This is a genomic window from Methanosarcina sp. Kolksee (assembly GCF_000969945.1).
GTDB lineage: Archaea > Halobacteriota > Methanosarcinia > Methanosarcinales > Methanosarcinaceae > Methanosarcina > Methanosarcina vacuolata.
Window position 1 is genome coordinate 4,424,299 of sequence record NZ_CP009524.1, and the last position, 16,254, is coordinate 4,440,552.

Sequence of the window (16,254 nt, forward strand, 5' to 3'; positions counted from 1 at the left end):
GATAATCTGTATTGATAATTACCATGTACTGACAATAGTCCATATACTGATAATGAACCATATAAAATGATAACTTTCATTACTACTTTCATTACTAAATACTGTTTGAAATCGAGATTTCCTATCGAAAAATCACAGACTTTTATCTTTTTTGTCAGCTTTCCATAAACTCTTTTGCAAGAGAGTTTGTACTTCTCCAGAAGAATCCCGGTAAAAATAAAAAGTAAATATCTAACGGTATATTAATATTTTTACAATTTCCTATATATATTCTCTCAAAGTAGCCTTGATTATATCCCAAATGTATTAATATATCGGGATATATTTCTCATTAAGGACTAAATTTCCTGTGAAATGTAGATTAAAATGTACATTATTTTTTGTTGTTTAAAACTCTTTACAGGACTTAAAAGGTTGAATTTTATGAATGTTGCAGACAAAGTTATCAAATCCGCATTTGAATCCGATGAAGTTTTTCAAAAAACGCTTTCCACTGTAATAAAAGAGGATCTTAACCTCACTGCTGTGGATTTCGCGAAAAAAGCGAATATCCCGCCGAGTACTCTTTACAAGATCCTGTCAGGGAACCGGGACCCCAACATTAAAACTCTCCGCCAGATAGTGAAAACTATCCGCGATATTAAAGAAACAGATAGTGGAGATTTTATAGCTGTGATTGCAGCTCGCTCGGTGCTTGACAACATAGTAGAAACAAAGAAAAAGATAGCTGGTAGGCTGGTCACAATAAGGGAATATTCGGCAACCTCAATGGAAGAAGCCATAATAGCAGCCGTTAACGCTGAAAGAGATGGAGCAAAAGCCCTTGTTTGCGCCCCTATAGTGAGCCCGACAGTGGAAAAGATCCTCAACATTCCAGTAACAACCATTATTCCAAAGAACAGCCTTATAGACGCCATTGAACTTGCGCTCAAAAAGATGGAGTAAAACTGCATAGAGTGCTAGAAATAAATGCTGCGTCGCGTGGAACAAAAAGTTTCCTGAAATAAAAGATACTGAATATCTGTCAGCAAAACCCTGAAAGACTGCTGAACGTAAATCAAATTTGAACTGTTCTAAAAATAGGAAGAACCCGCGTTTTGGGTTAACGCGGGAATTTTAAGTTATATTCTCTTTTGTTTTTGAATTTTTTGTTTTCCTGTAGCTTTATTTCTTTGGTTTCACCGAGTTAATAAGTTCTTTTACCTGTTCAGATAGCTTTGACATGTCTCCGCCACCCTTGGTGAAGTAATAAGCAGCTCCACCGATTATTAACAGGACAATGAATCCAAGAATATAGAGCATTAAGGAAGATTTTTCCTTTACAGTGTAGGTTGAGTTTTCTCCTCCAATTTCAACCTTGTAGGTTCCCGGAACCTCTTCTGCATGCTCAAAGGTTACAGTGGTATTGTTCCCAATGCCCAGGGAAACGTCTTTTGAGTCACTTATGTTTCCGTTAATAAGCAACTCCACACTTTCATTTCCTGCAGCATTGCCTGTATTTTCGACACTAACTGAGATTGTCGTATCCTTACCTGCACTTACCTCTAAAGGATCGATTACCAGGTTTGAGTATGTGTAGTTAGCTTCCAAATCTTTTACTTTTACATTTATTTCCTGGTCTTCGAATCCTTCTTTTGTTAAGCCCAGTTCAAGAGTGCCTCTTTTATCTGTCTTATAGGTAGCTTTTCCACTGGAATCTGTTTGACCAATGATTTTTCCGTCAATCGATACGTTTGCACTATCAATTGGATTGCCGCCGATTGACTTGACAGCTTCAATGTTCAGGGTATCGCCTACATAAACTGTCTCAGGTGAAACATTAACTGTCATTTCCTCTTTTGGAGCACTGACATTAATATTTTTATTTGCAGTTTTGTAGTCATCCTTTTCTGCAGTTATCTTCAAAGTTCCGACGTCTTTGGCTGTATACTCAACAACTCCATCATCATCGGTTTCGCCTACACTACTTTCGTTAACCGAAACATTAGCGCCTTTTATAGATTCATTACCAGCAGTTACTTCGATATCAAACGAATTTCCGGCATAAATCTTATCAGGAACACTTATTTTCAGGGAATTGTTGTCGCTTCCATTACCGCCGGTTTCAACTTCCACGAAGGGGTAGAACCTGAGAGTATCGTCATTAGCAGTCTTGAAACTGACATTGCCCATTATCTCGGAGGTTTCATCTTTTCCAAGACCGATGCTATCATCGTTTTTCATTATAATGCCACTTTCAGAGACGCTTGTGACCTCCATATCGCCAAAAGTATCTCCATTATTGATTTCGGTGTACTGGTCCGAGAGCTGGAAGATTCCCTGTACAAAGACAGCAGAGGTCTCGCTTCCTTGGAAAACCGTGCCGAAATGGACTATAATCAGCGGTACGTTTTCCGCGTCTCCAAGATCAGTTTCATAGACATAGTCATCGCCCGAGCTGAGGAATGCCTCGTCTACGACATCACCATCTTTTTCAAGCTGAACCCAGACAGATTCTCCATTGACATCGACTTCTTTGATATTCAAAGAATAACCCTCTTCAAGGGTAAGGGCAGAACCTGAATCCATAGACCTTTTGTCGTCGCTGTCTGTAAGGACTTTACAGAGAATATTATCCGAAAGAAGGCTCACATCATCAACAGCTCCTTCAACAGAACCATCAGTATACCCGGCAAAGTACTTGTCTGCCATGAAACCAATAACTGTGAAATTGCCCCATTCGTCGTGATCAAAATCAACCGCCTGTGGTGTTGATTTGTAGACAAGGTTATCTGCAGGTATATTCCTGCCGTCAAGCTCTTCTACTGTAAGATTTTCAGTCCCAATTCCCTCATCTATGTTGTAATAGAAACCTTCAAAGTTAAAGGGCGTCCAGCTAGGGAGTGAATCACCATCGATATCCTCATCATAGACAGTCCCGCGAAGCTCGTATGTACCGGCTTCCGAGGTGTCAAGTATCGGGGCAAAGCGCAGTGTATCATCATCAGCTACCTGAATCTGTATTTTACCCATAAGGTCTACTGTATCTCCCTTATCAAATCCGACGCTATCATCATTCTCCATCTTTATTTCACTGCTGCTAACGGAAGTTACTTCCATTTCCCCAAAAGTATCTCCGTTTTCAACTTCTACATAATCATCCGAAATCTGGAAGAGACCCTGTATGAAGACAGCAGAGGTTTCAGCTCCTTCAAAAACCGTGCCTATATGGGCAATGATTATGGGCACATCTTCTGAGTCTCCAAGATCAGTTTCATAGACATAGTCGTCGCCCGATTTGAGGAATGCTTCGTCTACTACATCACCATCTTTTTCAAGCTGGACCCAGACAGATTCTCCATTGACATCAACTTCCACAATATTCAGTGAATATCCTTCTTCGAGAACAAGAGAATCTCCGGCGTTTGCTGATTTTTTATCGTCAGTGTCTATGAGAATCTTGGAAAGAACACCATCAGAAATAGGGCTGATGTCATCTCCTATAACTGTGGAATTATTTTCAGTATAGCCTGCAAAGTATTTCTCTGCCATGAACCCGATTATCTGATATGAACCCCATTTACTGTATTCAAAATCAGTCTCAGTAGGTTTTGTGGAGTACTCAATATTTCCTGATTTTATGCTGCTACCTATATCTGTAATGGTCATTTCTTCTGAGGATACTCCGGAATCAAGATCATAGTAGAAGCCTGAGTAACTCTGGGCAGTCCATGTGTAAGTTGTGGGCATTCCTTTTTCCCAGATCCTATTCCCAGTTGAATTATCTGTAGAAGACCCGACGCTTACAGTCCATGTTTTTGTCGAATCATCGTAAGTACCATTAGGATCACTTACCACTGCCTTGAGGGTATAATTTCCTGCACTGTCTTCTTCAAAGTCGTATGAAGAAGAGGTTACACTTTCATCTTTTTTCTTTGATTCGCTATCAACAAGCCACTCAACATTAATATCCTGGTCGTCCGTGCTGGAGTTGACCTGGAAAGTTTTAGATGCTCCTTTATCGACTGAAACAGTTCCTTCGGAGGGGTCAACATTAACAGATAATCCTCCGACCGTTGATATTTTCCATTTCCAGGATTTTTCTACACTGCCATTTTCGTTTTCTGCACTCATTTTAATTGTATGCATGCCCTGTGTTGCAGAAGTATTGATATATGATGAATCAGTGACAGAATTGTTTTCCTGAACCTGGACATCATCAACATACCATGTCATATTTGAAGTCTGGCTAATAGTTGCATTAAATTTTCTTGATTGTCCTACGTTATTGTTAACGGTTGTGTATGAAGGGAAAAATGATGTGATTTCCGGTACATCCGACCCTCCGGTTACACTCCAGGTTCTACTCCCTCCAGTTGACTGAACAATCGCTTTGACGTCGTATGTACCTTGCGTAACGGTGTGATTGAGGGTAGAGGTATTCGTTGCACTATCATACGATGTTTCGGAAACATTGCTTCCATCAATCTGCCAGTCAATAGTTGCTGACTCGTTTGTTTGAATGCTAAAATCTTGAATCTCGCCGACTGTCTTATTGACCGTCGCATTGTCTCCAGGCGATGCTGCTATTATACTCGGAGCTGCAGCTGCAGTTCCGCAAAATAGCCCTAGCACCAGAATTGCTGTAAATATTTGTAAACTAGCTTTTTTCATGTTCTATCCTTCTGAACCTTGTGCATAAATTATTATGAATTTGGTCAGTTTCTCCTGAGACTTGCTCGATTTTTGTAAGTTTTTTGGGCTTATCAATCAAGAGTTTCTAAATTTTCGTCTCTCTAATCCAGGCTTTTGTTTCACAGGGGTAATTATTGTTAATCAGGTGGATCTATCAACAGCTTCGGCTTTTAACTGCTGGTATCCTCTCTGCTCTATAGTTATAAGGTTGCATTCTGGGGATTCGAGCACAATGCCTGCTTCATACTTTGTACATTCTCCTATAACGACTAAGTTACATATATTTTGTACTTTTTTGATCTTTTGTGGATCAATTGTAATAAGAAGTTCGAAATCTCCACCCGTGTAAAGGGCAAATTCCCTTAGCTTGTCCGGATTTGAAGCAAATTTCCGGACTTCCACGAGGATAGGAAGGGCATTTTCCCGGACCCTGAAGCCCACACGGCTCTGCCTGGAAAGGTCGTAAAGGGACATTGCAAGGCCGTCACTCGTATCCATCATAGACGTGACTGCTCCGGACTCAGCCAGCATCCTTGCTTCTTTCGTGCGCGGGACAGGCTCAAAAAGTGCATTCAGGACAGTTTCGCTCACAGGCTTGCGAGACTGAAGGGCCTCCAGAGCTGCTCCTGCTGACCCTGTATAACCTGTGACACATACAAGGTCACCTGGTCTTGCTCCACGCCGAAGAAGGAGCTGGTCTTTTTTCACTCTGCCAAGTGCCGTCCCTGTAATTGTCAGTTCTGCGTGGGTATCAAGATCGCCTCCTATAATCGTAGTTCCGCAGAATTCGGCACATGCCTGCATACCTTTTGCAAGGGCTTCAACAAAAGCAATTTCGGTATCTGCAGGCATCCCAATTGCCATAACAAGCCCTATGGGCTCTGCACCCATGGCTGCAATGTCACTGAGGTTTACGGCTGCTGACATCCAGCCCATCTGCCAGGGCGTCATCTCTTCCGGAAAATCAGTAGTCCTATGCAGCATATCGGTGGTAACAACCAGGCAGTCTTCGCCTTTCAGGTCAAGGACGGCGCAGTCATCCGAACCTGCGCCTATAAGGATTCCTTCCTGTCCTTTCTCCCTGCCGTCAGGTGCTTTGAAAATCTCAGATAAAATGGAGATTAGAGCGCGCTCTCCAACTGAAGATACTTTTGTGTTTTTCATGGTTTTTTTGAAAAAGATGATTTTTGTTTTCTTTTCTATATAAATGCACTCTGTGAACCAAAAATACTGAGTTTCTCTCCTTTATTTAATTTGTGTAACACATAAAGTAATACAAAAATTTTAATAGTTCTCACCGAACCATTTTCGATACTGGGAAAGATGTTTTCTCAAAAAGTCTATTTTTTTCCACGAGAATTGAATAAATAAATTTTCTCAAATAAATTTCTTAAGGGCTTCACATTTGCCTTTTATCTCTAGGGATGTATAAGACTTTTGTAAACTTCAAATTCATTTGAACTTAAAACATGTTTTTCTGTAGGACTCTAAAAGAGAATATTTTACACTTTATTCACAATGCAGACAAAAAAGAAAAGTACAAAGAGAAAAAAACGAGTTAATATCAATAAACTGTCAGAGCAGGTCAGAAAACATTATGCTGGATTCTGCAAGATTATGGCACATCAGATCAGAAAACATTAGATGCTGGATTCTGCAAGATTATGGCACATCAGATCAGAAAACATTAGGTGCTGGATTCTGCAAGATTATGTCATACAGAATCAGAGATCACTTCGTCTCCGCTTTCTCTTGTTCTTATTGATTCCATCAGATTATGTCATACAGAATCAGAGATCACTTCGTCGCCACTTTCTCTTGTTCTTATTGATTCCATCAGATTATGTCATACAGAATCAGAGATCATTTCATCTCCGCTTTCTCTTGTTCTTATTCTCACATTTTCCAGAAAACTTTTTGCGATTTTCCCCAGTTCATATAGTTCATCCCTTTCCAGAACCCGCCGATCTCTTAAATTTTCCTGCAAGCTATGTTCCGGAATCCCCTGCTGCAATACATAGGTAAGTTCTCTGTTTTTCATATGTTTCGAGATCCAGGCAGCTATACTGGCTATTTCTTCCCTGCTTCCGATAAAATCTCTAATTAATGTTGTCCGAAGCTCCAGTTCTAAGCCGCAGGAGTCTGCAATCTCAAGCGTTTTTATTACAGATGCAGTTATCGGTTCTGGAGTCTCTTTCACAGCTTCTGATTTTTTGAAGCCCGTAACTTTCCCATAAAGTTCGGGATCGTCCGGGGGAGCTTTTATATCTATAAAAAATTTATCAACTAGCTTTCTTTTAACCAGTTCATTTGCCATTTCAGGGTAGCAGCCGTTTGTATGAATTCCAATTGCAAGCTCCATTTCTCTCGCAAATTCAGCAAGAGGAATAACTGCTTCCTGCATCAGAGGTTCTCCTCCTGAAAATACAACTGCACTTACAAAGGGTTTCGATTCTTTAATCTGCTTTTCCACGAACTCCAGTTCTACAGGGTTAAACCCCTGGAGGTAGGGATGGTTCTGGCAGTAGGGGCAGCGAAGCGGGCATCCCCGAAAAAAGATAGTAACTGCCGCCCTCCCTTTCCAGTCCACGGTAGAGAGCGGGACGGTACCTGCGTAGTTTACTTTCATGACCTACGTTCTCACGCTTTTATGTATAAAAAAGGATTAAAGGAACCCTTATCTGAGTTCCCTTGCGCTGTATCGTTTTCTGTCCAGAAGTTCCTGGCGCTTGCCTTTGTTCCAGCCTTCAACCGATTGAAGGTATCCTGTGATCCTTGAGAGATGCTGCACATTTTCAGACTTACACTTCGGGCATCTGTCCAGCAGCCCATCGGCTACGTAGCCTTCGTCAGTGCATACGGTCATGTCCTTGGTAAAAGCAAAGTAACCTGTCTGGGTGTTCTTTGCTATATGCATAGCAAGCTCCTGAAGGCCGTCAGGGTCCGGCTGTCCTTCTCCAAGCCAGACATGCATGATATTTCCGCCGTCCACAATCGGGAAGAAAGTATGTTCGTACTTTATTCTTTCAGGTAGAGATATATCTGCACCAACGGTAACATGAGTTCCATTAGTATAGTAGATTGGCAGGTCATGCGTCTGATTCAACTCACTCTTTGCGGCTTCCAAATTCCCTTTAATTGTGAACTCGGCCTTGTCGGCATATTCCTTATGCAAGAGGTCCGAGACTGCGAAACGCTGAGCTGTCGTTTCCGCAGGCGTTCTTGCAAGAGCAATCTCCATGCCGGTTTCTTTTGAAAGCTTTTGAGCGTGCATTTTCATTTCAAACATGGCCCTGATAGCAAGCTTATAAGCAGCAGGAGACTCATGGATCTGGAAACCTGTATGGTACTGAACCATTTCATTGATCCCTACCACTCCGATAGTATAAACCAGGCTTTCGAAGTCCACAGCTATGGCCCCTTTTTCCTCTGTATTAGGATCTTTGGGATGCTGAGCTGCAAAGGGAATCCTGTTTTTCTTAATCAGACTATTCATCCATCTGCGCTTGATCTTGAAAACTTCCACTCCCTTATTCATCATGGTCTTGAGCTCATTGAACAGTTTTTCATCATTATGTTCAGCCCTGTATGCGGCCCTTGGGCAGTTTAAAGACAGGACCATCCATGAGCCCATTGAAAAGTGTTTTCCATTCCTGAAATGAAGTTTGTCGTCGAACTCTTTATCATCAGTAGGGTTTGCAGAAAACTGATACGCACAACATTGATAACATGAAATTCCTTCTCCTGCGCCCCTGTACTCCGGAAGCTGATTATCAAAGTAAGGAGTCCCGAATTTAGCAGCCAGCTCGAAGGTCATCCTGTATAACTCTTTGTAAGTCGGAAACTCAGGGTGAGCTATGTTGAATTCTTTGTTTTCTTCCATAAAGTCAGGTTCAATGGAAATTTCGGGCTTTGGGAAGCTGAAAGGTTTGCCCCAGGCATCCCCTTCGAGCATAACATCCATAAGAGCCTTGAACCCGAGACGGACTTCCTTTTCGAATTCCCCATAGGTTCTGAGAGGGGCCTGCTTGCCGTCCCAGACCTTACCCTTAGCAACAATCGGAATGTTTCTCCAGAGCTTTGGGACACCAGGGGAAAGCTGCACGGATGAAAAGACAGTCTGTCCGCCTCTTGCACACATCATCTGCATCATTTCATAGACGAACATTTGCATAAGCTGTCTTATCTCGGTTTCGGACTTGCCTTCCAGATATGGAGCCATGAAAGTTAGGAAATTGTAAAAACCCTGCCCACCTGCAAAATTGGTCTGAGCCGAACCCATAGCTTTTACCGCATGAAGGAAAGCTACCTCGGCATTCTTTGCAGGTTTTGCCACGCTTGATTGAGTTCCCACTCCGTCAGGCATGAGTCCATAATAAAAAAAGTAACGGAGATCCCAGTCCTGGCAAAATGGTCTTGTGCCCATATATTCAAGGTCATGGATATGGAAATCCCCATTGAGGTGAAGGTCGGAAAGCTCTTTTGGCATTAGAAGGAGATTTTGCTCCTTGGACATTTTGTCAGCTTTTCTTTTATGTGAGGTTTCGGCGTTGTTCAGCTGGTTTGCATTATCATTTGCCTCAAAACCGTAACCAGTATCGATTTCGTAGGCATCATAGACCGAAGCTCCGACCCTGGTCATAATGTTTCTCCACTCAACATGCCCCCTGTCAAGTAGAATATTGTTTACTATTTCCCGGATAAGAGGACCTGAGAGAAACTTGAGATTCATCTTTTTAATGATCTTTTCTGCGTCCTTTGCAATCTCAATGGCTTCTTCTTTTGTGATTGAGGGTTTGTTATAGAAAATTTCGCTTAATTTTGTTTCTTTCAGAAGCTGATTTACAATAATGTTCCTGTCCCAGTTAAGAATGAAACCATCTGTTGTCCTTACCCTGGGGAGAGGAGAGACGGACAGCCCATCAAGGGTTTTTTGCACTGGCTGGTTGTCAGATAACTGGTCATTTTTGGGGAGAGGAGAGACGGATAATTCTTCAAGCATCGTTTGGGCTGATTGGTTGTCAGATACCTGGTAATCTGGTAAGAGAATCTCGCTTGTCATTTTCTCATCTTCAGTGATTGTCTTAATAATAGAATTTTATAAAATTTGAAGAAATATTCAATTTATTTTTAATTTCAGATCTCTGTTATCACAGGATTTTCTTCATCACAGGATTTCCTGGATTTTTTCAGGGTTTACTTCTCCTCCACTGAAGAGTTCCTCGTGCGTAAGGAAAGTATCATTGATCTGTAAAACAGGCGCTGTCACTGTGAAGACCCCATTGAAACGCAGTTCCGTTAGAGCTTCGGGAGTAGACATATCTGCTACCTCAAAAGCAACTGAATGTGCCTCCAGGAAATTTTTTAATTTATTGCATTTCGGACAGCGTTCCGTTGTATATATGATTATTTTTGCCATGCTTTACGTCCCTCTGATTTTACTCTAATTCTTAATCTGATTTTTAGTTAACGTTTCTTGTGTGGGACCCGTTTCTTTATCACATTTTATGTTTATTTTCATTGTCTGCGGGGTGAGCGCGCAGACACAGAACATGTTGCAGCATAAAACAAAGCCCCACGTGGGTTACCATTCCTCAGCTAACCCTTATAATCCCTACAAATGTATATTTTCAAATATCAGTCATCAATATCGGAAAAGGGCGCAGCTTCTATAAAGTGACCCCCATGATATCATTTTTTCATTCTACTGAGTGAAAATGACCTTTATTTTCAAGTAAATATTCTAAACGCCCTATCCTTAATAATGGTTTTTAACCTCAGGTCTGGATACAGTGAAACCTTCATCTGGATACAATAACACCTTTGTTTTGTATACAAAGACGTTCGATTTGTTACCAGATTTGATAACAAATTTAAGGACCCCTGTTTTTGAAAAACAGCCTTCTTCAAGGAGATGATTTCAAGCACAGAAGACGTCAAGGGAATATCCGCAGCCGATTTGCCTGGTACAGTACGGCTAACATGTATAAGGAATTATTCCTCAACACTTTACAAAATATTCTAAATCATCATTCTCATTTTCACGGTACTCTTATGAAATATTTTTTAATTATTAGTAGAGCTGAGAATCTATATCCGAGCATTTCTTTTATATCCACTTTGTCTTTTTATTCCTCTTAGAAAATCTTTAATTTTCCTGAAAAGGTTGGAAATTACAAAAAAACGTTATATCATGGGCCAGTTATATTTACCAAGTACAAAAGAGGTGCCACTTCATAGAGAAATTACTATCTTCCGGCTGCAAGCCTCTTGACGAACTTCTGGGAGGAGGTTTCGAAAAAGGGATTGTGACTCAAATCTTCGGAGCTGCAGGAACCGGGAAAACAAATATCTGCATCCAGCTTTCAGTGGAATGCGTAAAACAAGGGCAGAGAGTCATCTTCATAGATACCGAAGGGCTTTCTCCTGTTCGATTCAAGCAGATTGCAGGGGAAAATGCAAAAGAAATAGCTAGAAGTATCATTATCTATGAACCCCTGAATTTTGAAGAACAATATGCAGCCGTAAGGGAAGTGGAGAGAATAGCAAGTGAGAATATAGGTCTCGTGATACTCGATTCTGCAACCTCGTACTACAGGTTCGAGCTTGAAGACGATGAGACAGGCATGAAAAGCCGCAGAGAACTTGCTAGCCAAATAGGATTTTTACATGCTCTTGCCCGCAAACACGGTTTTGTTGCAGTCATAACCAACCAGGTATATTCCGATATTATCTCAGGAGGGGTGCGCCCGCTTGGCGGTAGTTCCCTGGAACATATTTCAAAGGCGATTATTCAGCTTGAAAAAACCGGCAAAGGGACCAGGCGCGCTATTCTGTACAAACATCGGTCCTGCCCTGAAGGTTCGAGTGCAGAATTTAGAATTACAGCCGAAGGGATTCGCTAAGTCGAAGAAATTAGATAAACTGAAGAAATTAAAGAAGTTGAAGAAATTAAATAAGCTGAAGAGATTCGATAAGCTGAAAAAATCCGCTAAACTGAAGAAATTCAATAAACCGAAGAGATTCAACAAACTGAAGAGATTCAACAAACCGAAGAGATTCAACAAACCGAAGAGATTCAACAAACCGAAGAGATTCAAAAAACCAAAGAGATTCGATAAACCGAATTAAGAAATCGGAAAAAAGCTCTTAGAATAACCATTTAATACTCATTCTGGACAGAAAAACTTAAAACTCCCGGTACTTCCGGGGGTTTGTAGAATTCCTTTTTACAGGAATCTCTTACCAGAATTTTAACGTTCTCTGGTTCCAGATATAAATTCTTCAGTCCGCCTGTAAGCTTCATCGTCAGTGTACTGAATCGCCGGATGTTTCATAAAGTAGGAAGCCGGGGAATACAACACGCCTCCTATCCCGCGGTCAAGAGCCAGTTTGCAGCATCGGATGGCATCGATTACCACACCTCCGGAATTAGGAGAATCTTCGACGGAAAGCCGGAGTTCAAGGTTCATAGGCACATCGCCAAAAAGCTTGCCTTCCATTCTCAGGAAGCAAATCTTATTGTCCTTTTGCCAGGCTACGTAATCGCTAGGTCCGATGTGGATATTGTCGTCATCAAGCTTCCTGGAAAGGACGGATTGAACAGCTTCGGTCTTTGATTCCCTTTTGGAAGCAAGCCTGTTCCTGTTGAGCATATTAAGAAAGTCCGTGTTTCCCCCAGTATTGAGCTGATATGTTCTCTCGAGTTTTACGCCTCGTTTTTCAAAAAGGTCTGCAAGAATCCTGTGCGTGATAGTAGCCCCAAGCTGAGCTTTGACATCATCGCCAATGATTGGGATATTCTTTTCCTCAAATCTTTTTGCCCATTCTGGATTGCTTGCGATGAAAACAGGCATATTATTTATGAAAGCCACACCTGCTTCAAGGGCACACTCGGCATAAAAACGGACTGCTTCTTCAGAACCTACGGGAAGGTAATTGAGAAGCATATCGGCACCCGAGTTTTTAATTTCATTCACGATATCGGCTTTTGTGGATTCCTGTTCCTTGCTGACAACAAAAGTTTGACTTTCCTTATAGTTCTTCATATGGTCAGAGACCCCGTCGAGAACCCTGCCCATTTTAACCTTCACACCTGTGGATGGAACATCAGGACAAAAAACCGCTGTGCAGTTCGGGGGAGCAAAGATGGCCTCAGATACGTCTTTTCCCACTTTTCTGGCATCAATGTCAAAGGCAGCAACAACTTTAATATCGCCAGGTTTATAGCCTCCAATTTCCCTGTGCATCAGTCCAATTGGCTCTTTATCGTCGAGTTTATAGTACTCAATGCCCTGTATCAAAGAGCTTGCACAGTTCCCGATTCCTGCAATTGCTATTTTTATTTTTGTCATAAGCGCTTACTCTCCGATGAATACCCAGATTCTCATAAACCGCATTAATGAAATGAATATCTCGTATGATTTTTGAATCTATAGATTCAAGGATTTACGGATTCAAGGTCCATGAAGTTTAATAATTAATATTTCTGAAAATTAAGACTTCTTGTATTTTAGCTATGGATTTTAAGTCTTGTCTTATTTGCTCTGTTACTCTATAAATCTATTATTTGTAAGTTTGCTTCTATGAAAAAAGAGATTGCTTTATTTATATCTCACGTGTTGCTTATTCCCCAAACAAAGTTTTTATTATGAATGCTGGTTGCCAGAAGCATGATCTGCCGCATTTTTTCCGGTTATTCTAAGGTTTAAGAATTATCTTTAATATAATTAATTTTAACTTTCTTCAATTACTCAGATAATGAAAGGAAAGAGTAACGATATGAGAGTCACGAGACATGTCAGTTGAATAGGTTTTTATCTTATGGGGAGCTTGAAAGAAAAGCGGAAATTTTTCCGGCAGAATCTGACGTTTACATCGGAAAGTGATCAAATGAGGACAATTGACTGGAAGGAAGAGTCCAACTCTGTGGTGCTGGTAGACCAGACCCTTCTCCCTAAAGAGTACAGGATAATAGAATGTAAAACACTGAGTTCTCTCTGTGAAGCTATCAAATCTCTCAGGGTAAGAGGTGCGCCTGCTCTCGGTGCAGCAGGAGGTTTTGGGATTGCCCTTGCAGCTTTCCTGAGTGGGGCTAGAGATTTTGAAACAATAATAAGAGACCTTAATGTCGCGGGAAAAACTCTTAAGTCAACACGCCCTACGGCAGTAAACCTTAGCTGGGGTGTCGATAGAGTTCTGAAAGCGGTTTCAGATGCCTTTGATGTTCAGGGAGTCCGGGAAATTGCCCTCCAGGAAGCCATGGATATTGCGGAAGAAGATGTAACCACTAACAAGTTAATAGGTGAATCCGGGGCAAAACTCCTGAAGGACGGAGACACCGTACTTACACACTGCAATGCAGGCAGGCTAGCCTGCGTTGACTGGGGCACAGCTCTTGGGGTTGTGCGCTCGGCTATTGCTGAAGGCAAAGAGATAAAGGTTATTGCCTGTGAGACCAGGCCGCTGAACCAGGGAAGCAGAATCACTGCATGGGAGCTGATGCAGGACAAGATTCCAGTAACACTTATTTCGGATTCTATGGCTGGATGGGTAATGCAGCAGGGGCTTGTAGACAGCGTGCTTGTAGGAGCTGACAGGATCACTCAGGATGTCGTTTTCAATAAAATAGGTACTTATTCCCTCTCCATTCTTGCAAAAGAGCATGAAATTCCTTTCTACGTAGCAGCCCCCGCCTCTACTTTCGATTTCAATGGCTGGGAAGGCAGTGTAAAGATAGAAATGCGAGATCCTGATGAGTTGCGCTTTTTCGGATCGGAACAACTTGCCCCAAAAGATGTAGAAGTTTACAACCCTGCTTTTGACGCAACTCCTATGGAAAACATAACTGCGGTAATTACTGAGAAAGGAGTGTTTTACCCGCCCTTCCTCCTGGACGAAGTACTTGTTTGAGAAACACTTGTTTGAGAAACACTTGTTTGAGAAACACTTGTTTGAGAAACACTTGTTTGAGAAACACTTGTTTGAGAAACACTTGTTTGAGAAGGACCTGCTTCAAGAGCGTGAATTATCTCCACCTTTTCAGAATCCAATTATTAGACATTTCTCTGCTGGATTTATATATCAGAACTGTAAATTATGTGATAATTACCAAATTTAAGAGGAAATTTAACAGTTATTTAATAGTTGATTAACAGTTATTTAATAGCTGATTAAAATATTTAATAACTGATTAACAGTTATTTAATAGTTAATTAATGGTTATTTAATAGTCAATTAACAGTTATGTTAAATTTCTGATTTTCGACTGTTAATTTCAAGATAATCTTAATTATTATCCAGAAAACCTATTGTAGGCAAATATAGGTAACGAAATTATATCCCAATCAATGCGTTCATACAGGTGTTAACACATGGCTAAAAAATCAGGTTCCGGGCTCCAGTCTTCTGCAGGGCTCATGCGCTATTATGAAGCAGATAAAAATGCAGTTCAAGTCCAGCCCAAGGTAGTGCTTATTATCGGTGCCATTACTGGCATTGCAGTATTATTCTTAAGTGCTGTAAATGGTTTCTGGCCGTAACCGCAATTTTTTTTGGCAGGGTTTCCTTGAGCAGGCAGAATTCAGGAAAAAAAGAAAGTAAACGCAAGGCTTCTTCAGGGACAAGAATCTCCAAGCCCACAATTTTTCTTCTGGGTTTTCTTCTTATACTTGTGGGTTTTTTTGGAGTCCTGTATAATCCATCTAACTCTACAGGCGCTGAGGCTCCCTGGAAGGTTTCGGAAGCAGGGATTCTATCTTTCCCAGATAGAGAAAAGCCAGTATTCACAGCTCAGGAAATCGAAGATGTATACGCTCCTGAAAGCTCGGATACTTTAAAACTGCTGTCTTTTGAAAGCAAAGGGGAAAAAATCCAGGCTCTCTTAAGAATTCCTGCAAATTCATCTTCTTCTCCTGGCCTGGTCCTGTTGCCCGGAGCAGGGATTAGCAAAGAAGCCGAACAGGGTCTAGCTGTGGAACTCTCTAAAATGGGATATGCAACTCTCACGATTGACCAGCGCAATCTGGGCGGCATAAATATAGAAAAAGATCTTGAACTTTTCAAAGCCGGCCTTGAGCCCGTAGAATATAACATGATTTATGACGCTCTTAAAGCCTCAGATGTACTTGCAGCTCAACCTGAAATTAACCCGGAAAAGCTTGCAATCCTTGGAGAAAGTAACGGTGGAAGATTTGCAGTCCTTGCCTGCGCTCTTAATCCTTCCCTTAAAGGAGTTATCGGTATCAGCACTGCGGGGTACGGCACTGAAGAAATTGATTCTTCCCTTGCAAGTGATTCTGAAGCTTATCAGTTCTATCGTTCAATTGATCCGGATACCTATCTCTCTACCCTGCCGCCTGCAAAATTAGTGCTGATTCATTCTTCTAATGACCCGGTAATCTCCCACGATCTGGCGCTCCGGACCTTTGATCTTGCAAAAGAGCCAAAAGCGATGTATAATGTTACTGAGGCAACGCACGGATATACGGCCTCAATGCGCCCTTATCTTGAAAAAGAACTTGCCCTTCTTTTGAACTAAATAACAAGGGCTTAATACCCAGTTGAATTTATTGAAACAAG

At 41.4% G+C, this 16,254-nt stretch carries 11 protein-coding genes; 5 read left to right on the forward strand and 6 right to left on the reverse strand.

Annotated elements, in window-relative coordinates:
• Nucleotides 1-423 precede the first annotated feature (423 nt).
• Nucleotides 424-945, forward strand: coding sequence for a helix-turn-helix domain-containing protein (locus tag MSKOL_RS18310; RefSeq protein ID WP_048123368.1), 522 nt, complete (start codon nt 424-426; stop codon nt 943-945).
• A 219-nt stretch (nt 946-1,164) separates the two neighbouring features.
• Here MSKOL_RS18310 and MSKOL_RS18315 read toward each other — a convergent pair whose 3' ends face one another.
• From MSKOL_RS18315 to MSKOL_RS18335, 5 genes are all read right to left on the reverse strand, one after another.
• Nucleotides 1,165-4,653, reverse strand: coding sequence for an S-layer protein domain-containing protein (locus MSKOL_RS18315; RefSeq protein WP_048158024.1), 3,489 nt, complete (start codon nt 4,651-4,653; stop codon nt 1,165-1,167).
• Between the two features lie 162 nt (nt 4,654-4,815).
• Nucleotides 4,816-5,838 (reverse strand): thiamine-phosphate kinase, encoded by a 1,023-nt coding sequence (gene thiL / locus MSKOL_RS18320; RefSeq protein WP_048158025.1) that lies wholly within the window; start codon nt 5,836-5,838, stop codon nt 4,816-4,818.
• A 682-nt stretch (nt 5,839-6,520) separates the two neighbouring features.
• The gene (locus tag MSKOL_RS18325) at nt 6,521-7,303 is read right to left on the reverse strand and encodes an anaerobic ribonucleoside-triphosphate reductase activating protein (protein ID WP_048158026.1); all 783 of its coding nucleotides are present in this window, start codon (nt 7,301-7,303) and stop codon (nt 6,521-6,523) included.
• A gap of 48 nt (nt 7,304-7,351) precedes the next feature.
• Entirely contained in the window at nt 7,352-9,736 is a 2,385-nt protein-coding gene (gene nrdD, locus MSKOL_RS18330; protein WP_048158027.1) for an anaerobic ribonucleoside-triphosphate reductase, read from the reverse strand.
• A 105-nt stretch (nt 9,737-9,841) separates the two neighbouring features.
• Complete coding sequence (locus MSKOL_RS18335; RefSeq protein ID WP_048123380.1) at nt 9,842-10,093, reverse strand: glutaredoxin family protein; 252 nt, start codon at nt 10,091-10,093, stop codon at nt 9,842-9,844.
• A gap of 787 nt (nt 10,094-10,880) precedes the next feature.
• On the opposite strand from MSKOL_RS18335, the gene radB reads away from it, so the two are divergent.
• Complete coding sequence (radB, locus tag MSKOL_RS18340) at nt 10,881-11,579, forward strand: DNA repair and recombination protein RadB (protein WP_048158028.1); 699 nt, start codon at nt 10,881-10,883, stop codon at nt 11,577-11,579.
• 348 nt (nt 11,580-11,927) lie between these two features.
• On the opposite strand, the gene MSKOL_RS18350 is transcribed toward radB, so the two are convergent.
• Complete coding sequence (locus MSKOL_RS18350) at nt 11,928-13,028, reverse strand: inositol-3-phosphate synthase (protein WP_048123386.1); 1,101 nt, start codon at nt 13,026-13,028, stop codon at nt 11,928-11,930.
• 538 nt (nt 13,029-13,566) lie between these two features.
• Between MSKOL_RS18350 and MSKOL_RS18355 the strand changes: the two genes are divergently transcribed.
• From MSKOL_RS18355 to MSKOL_RS18370, 3 genes are all read left to right on the forward strand, one after another.
• A complete protein-coding gene (locus MSKOL_RS18355; RefSeq protein ID WP_048124342.1) occupies nt 13,567-14,586 on the forward strand; it encodes an S-methyl-5-thioribose-1-phosphate isomerase in 1,020 nt (339 codons plus the stop codon).
• A 461-nt stretch (nt 14,587-15,047) separates the two neighbouring features.
• Entirely contained in the window at nt 15,048-15,215 is a 168-nt protein-coding gene (locus MSKOL_RS18365) for a preprotein translocase subunit Sec61beta (protein WP_048123390.1), read from the forward strand.
• 26 nt (nt 15,216-15,241) lie between these two features.
• A complete protein-coding gene (locus MSKOL_RS18370; protein ID WP_231592314.1) occupies nt 15,242-16,213 on the forward strand; it encodes an alpha/beta hydrolase in 972 nt (323 codons plus the stop codon).
• Nucleotides 16,214-16,254 lie beyond the last annotated feature (41 nt).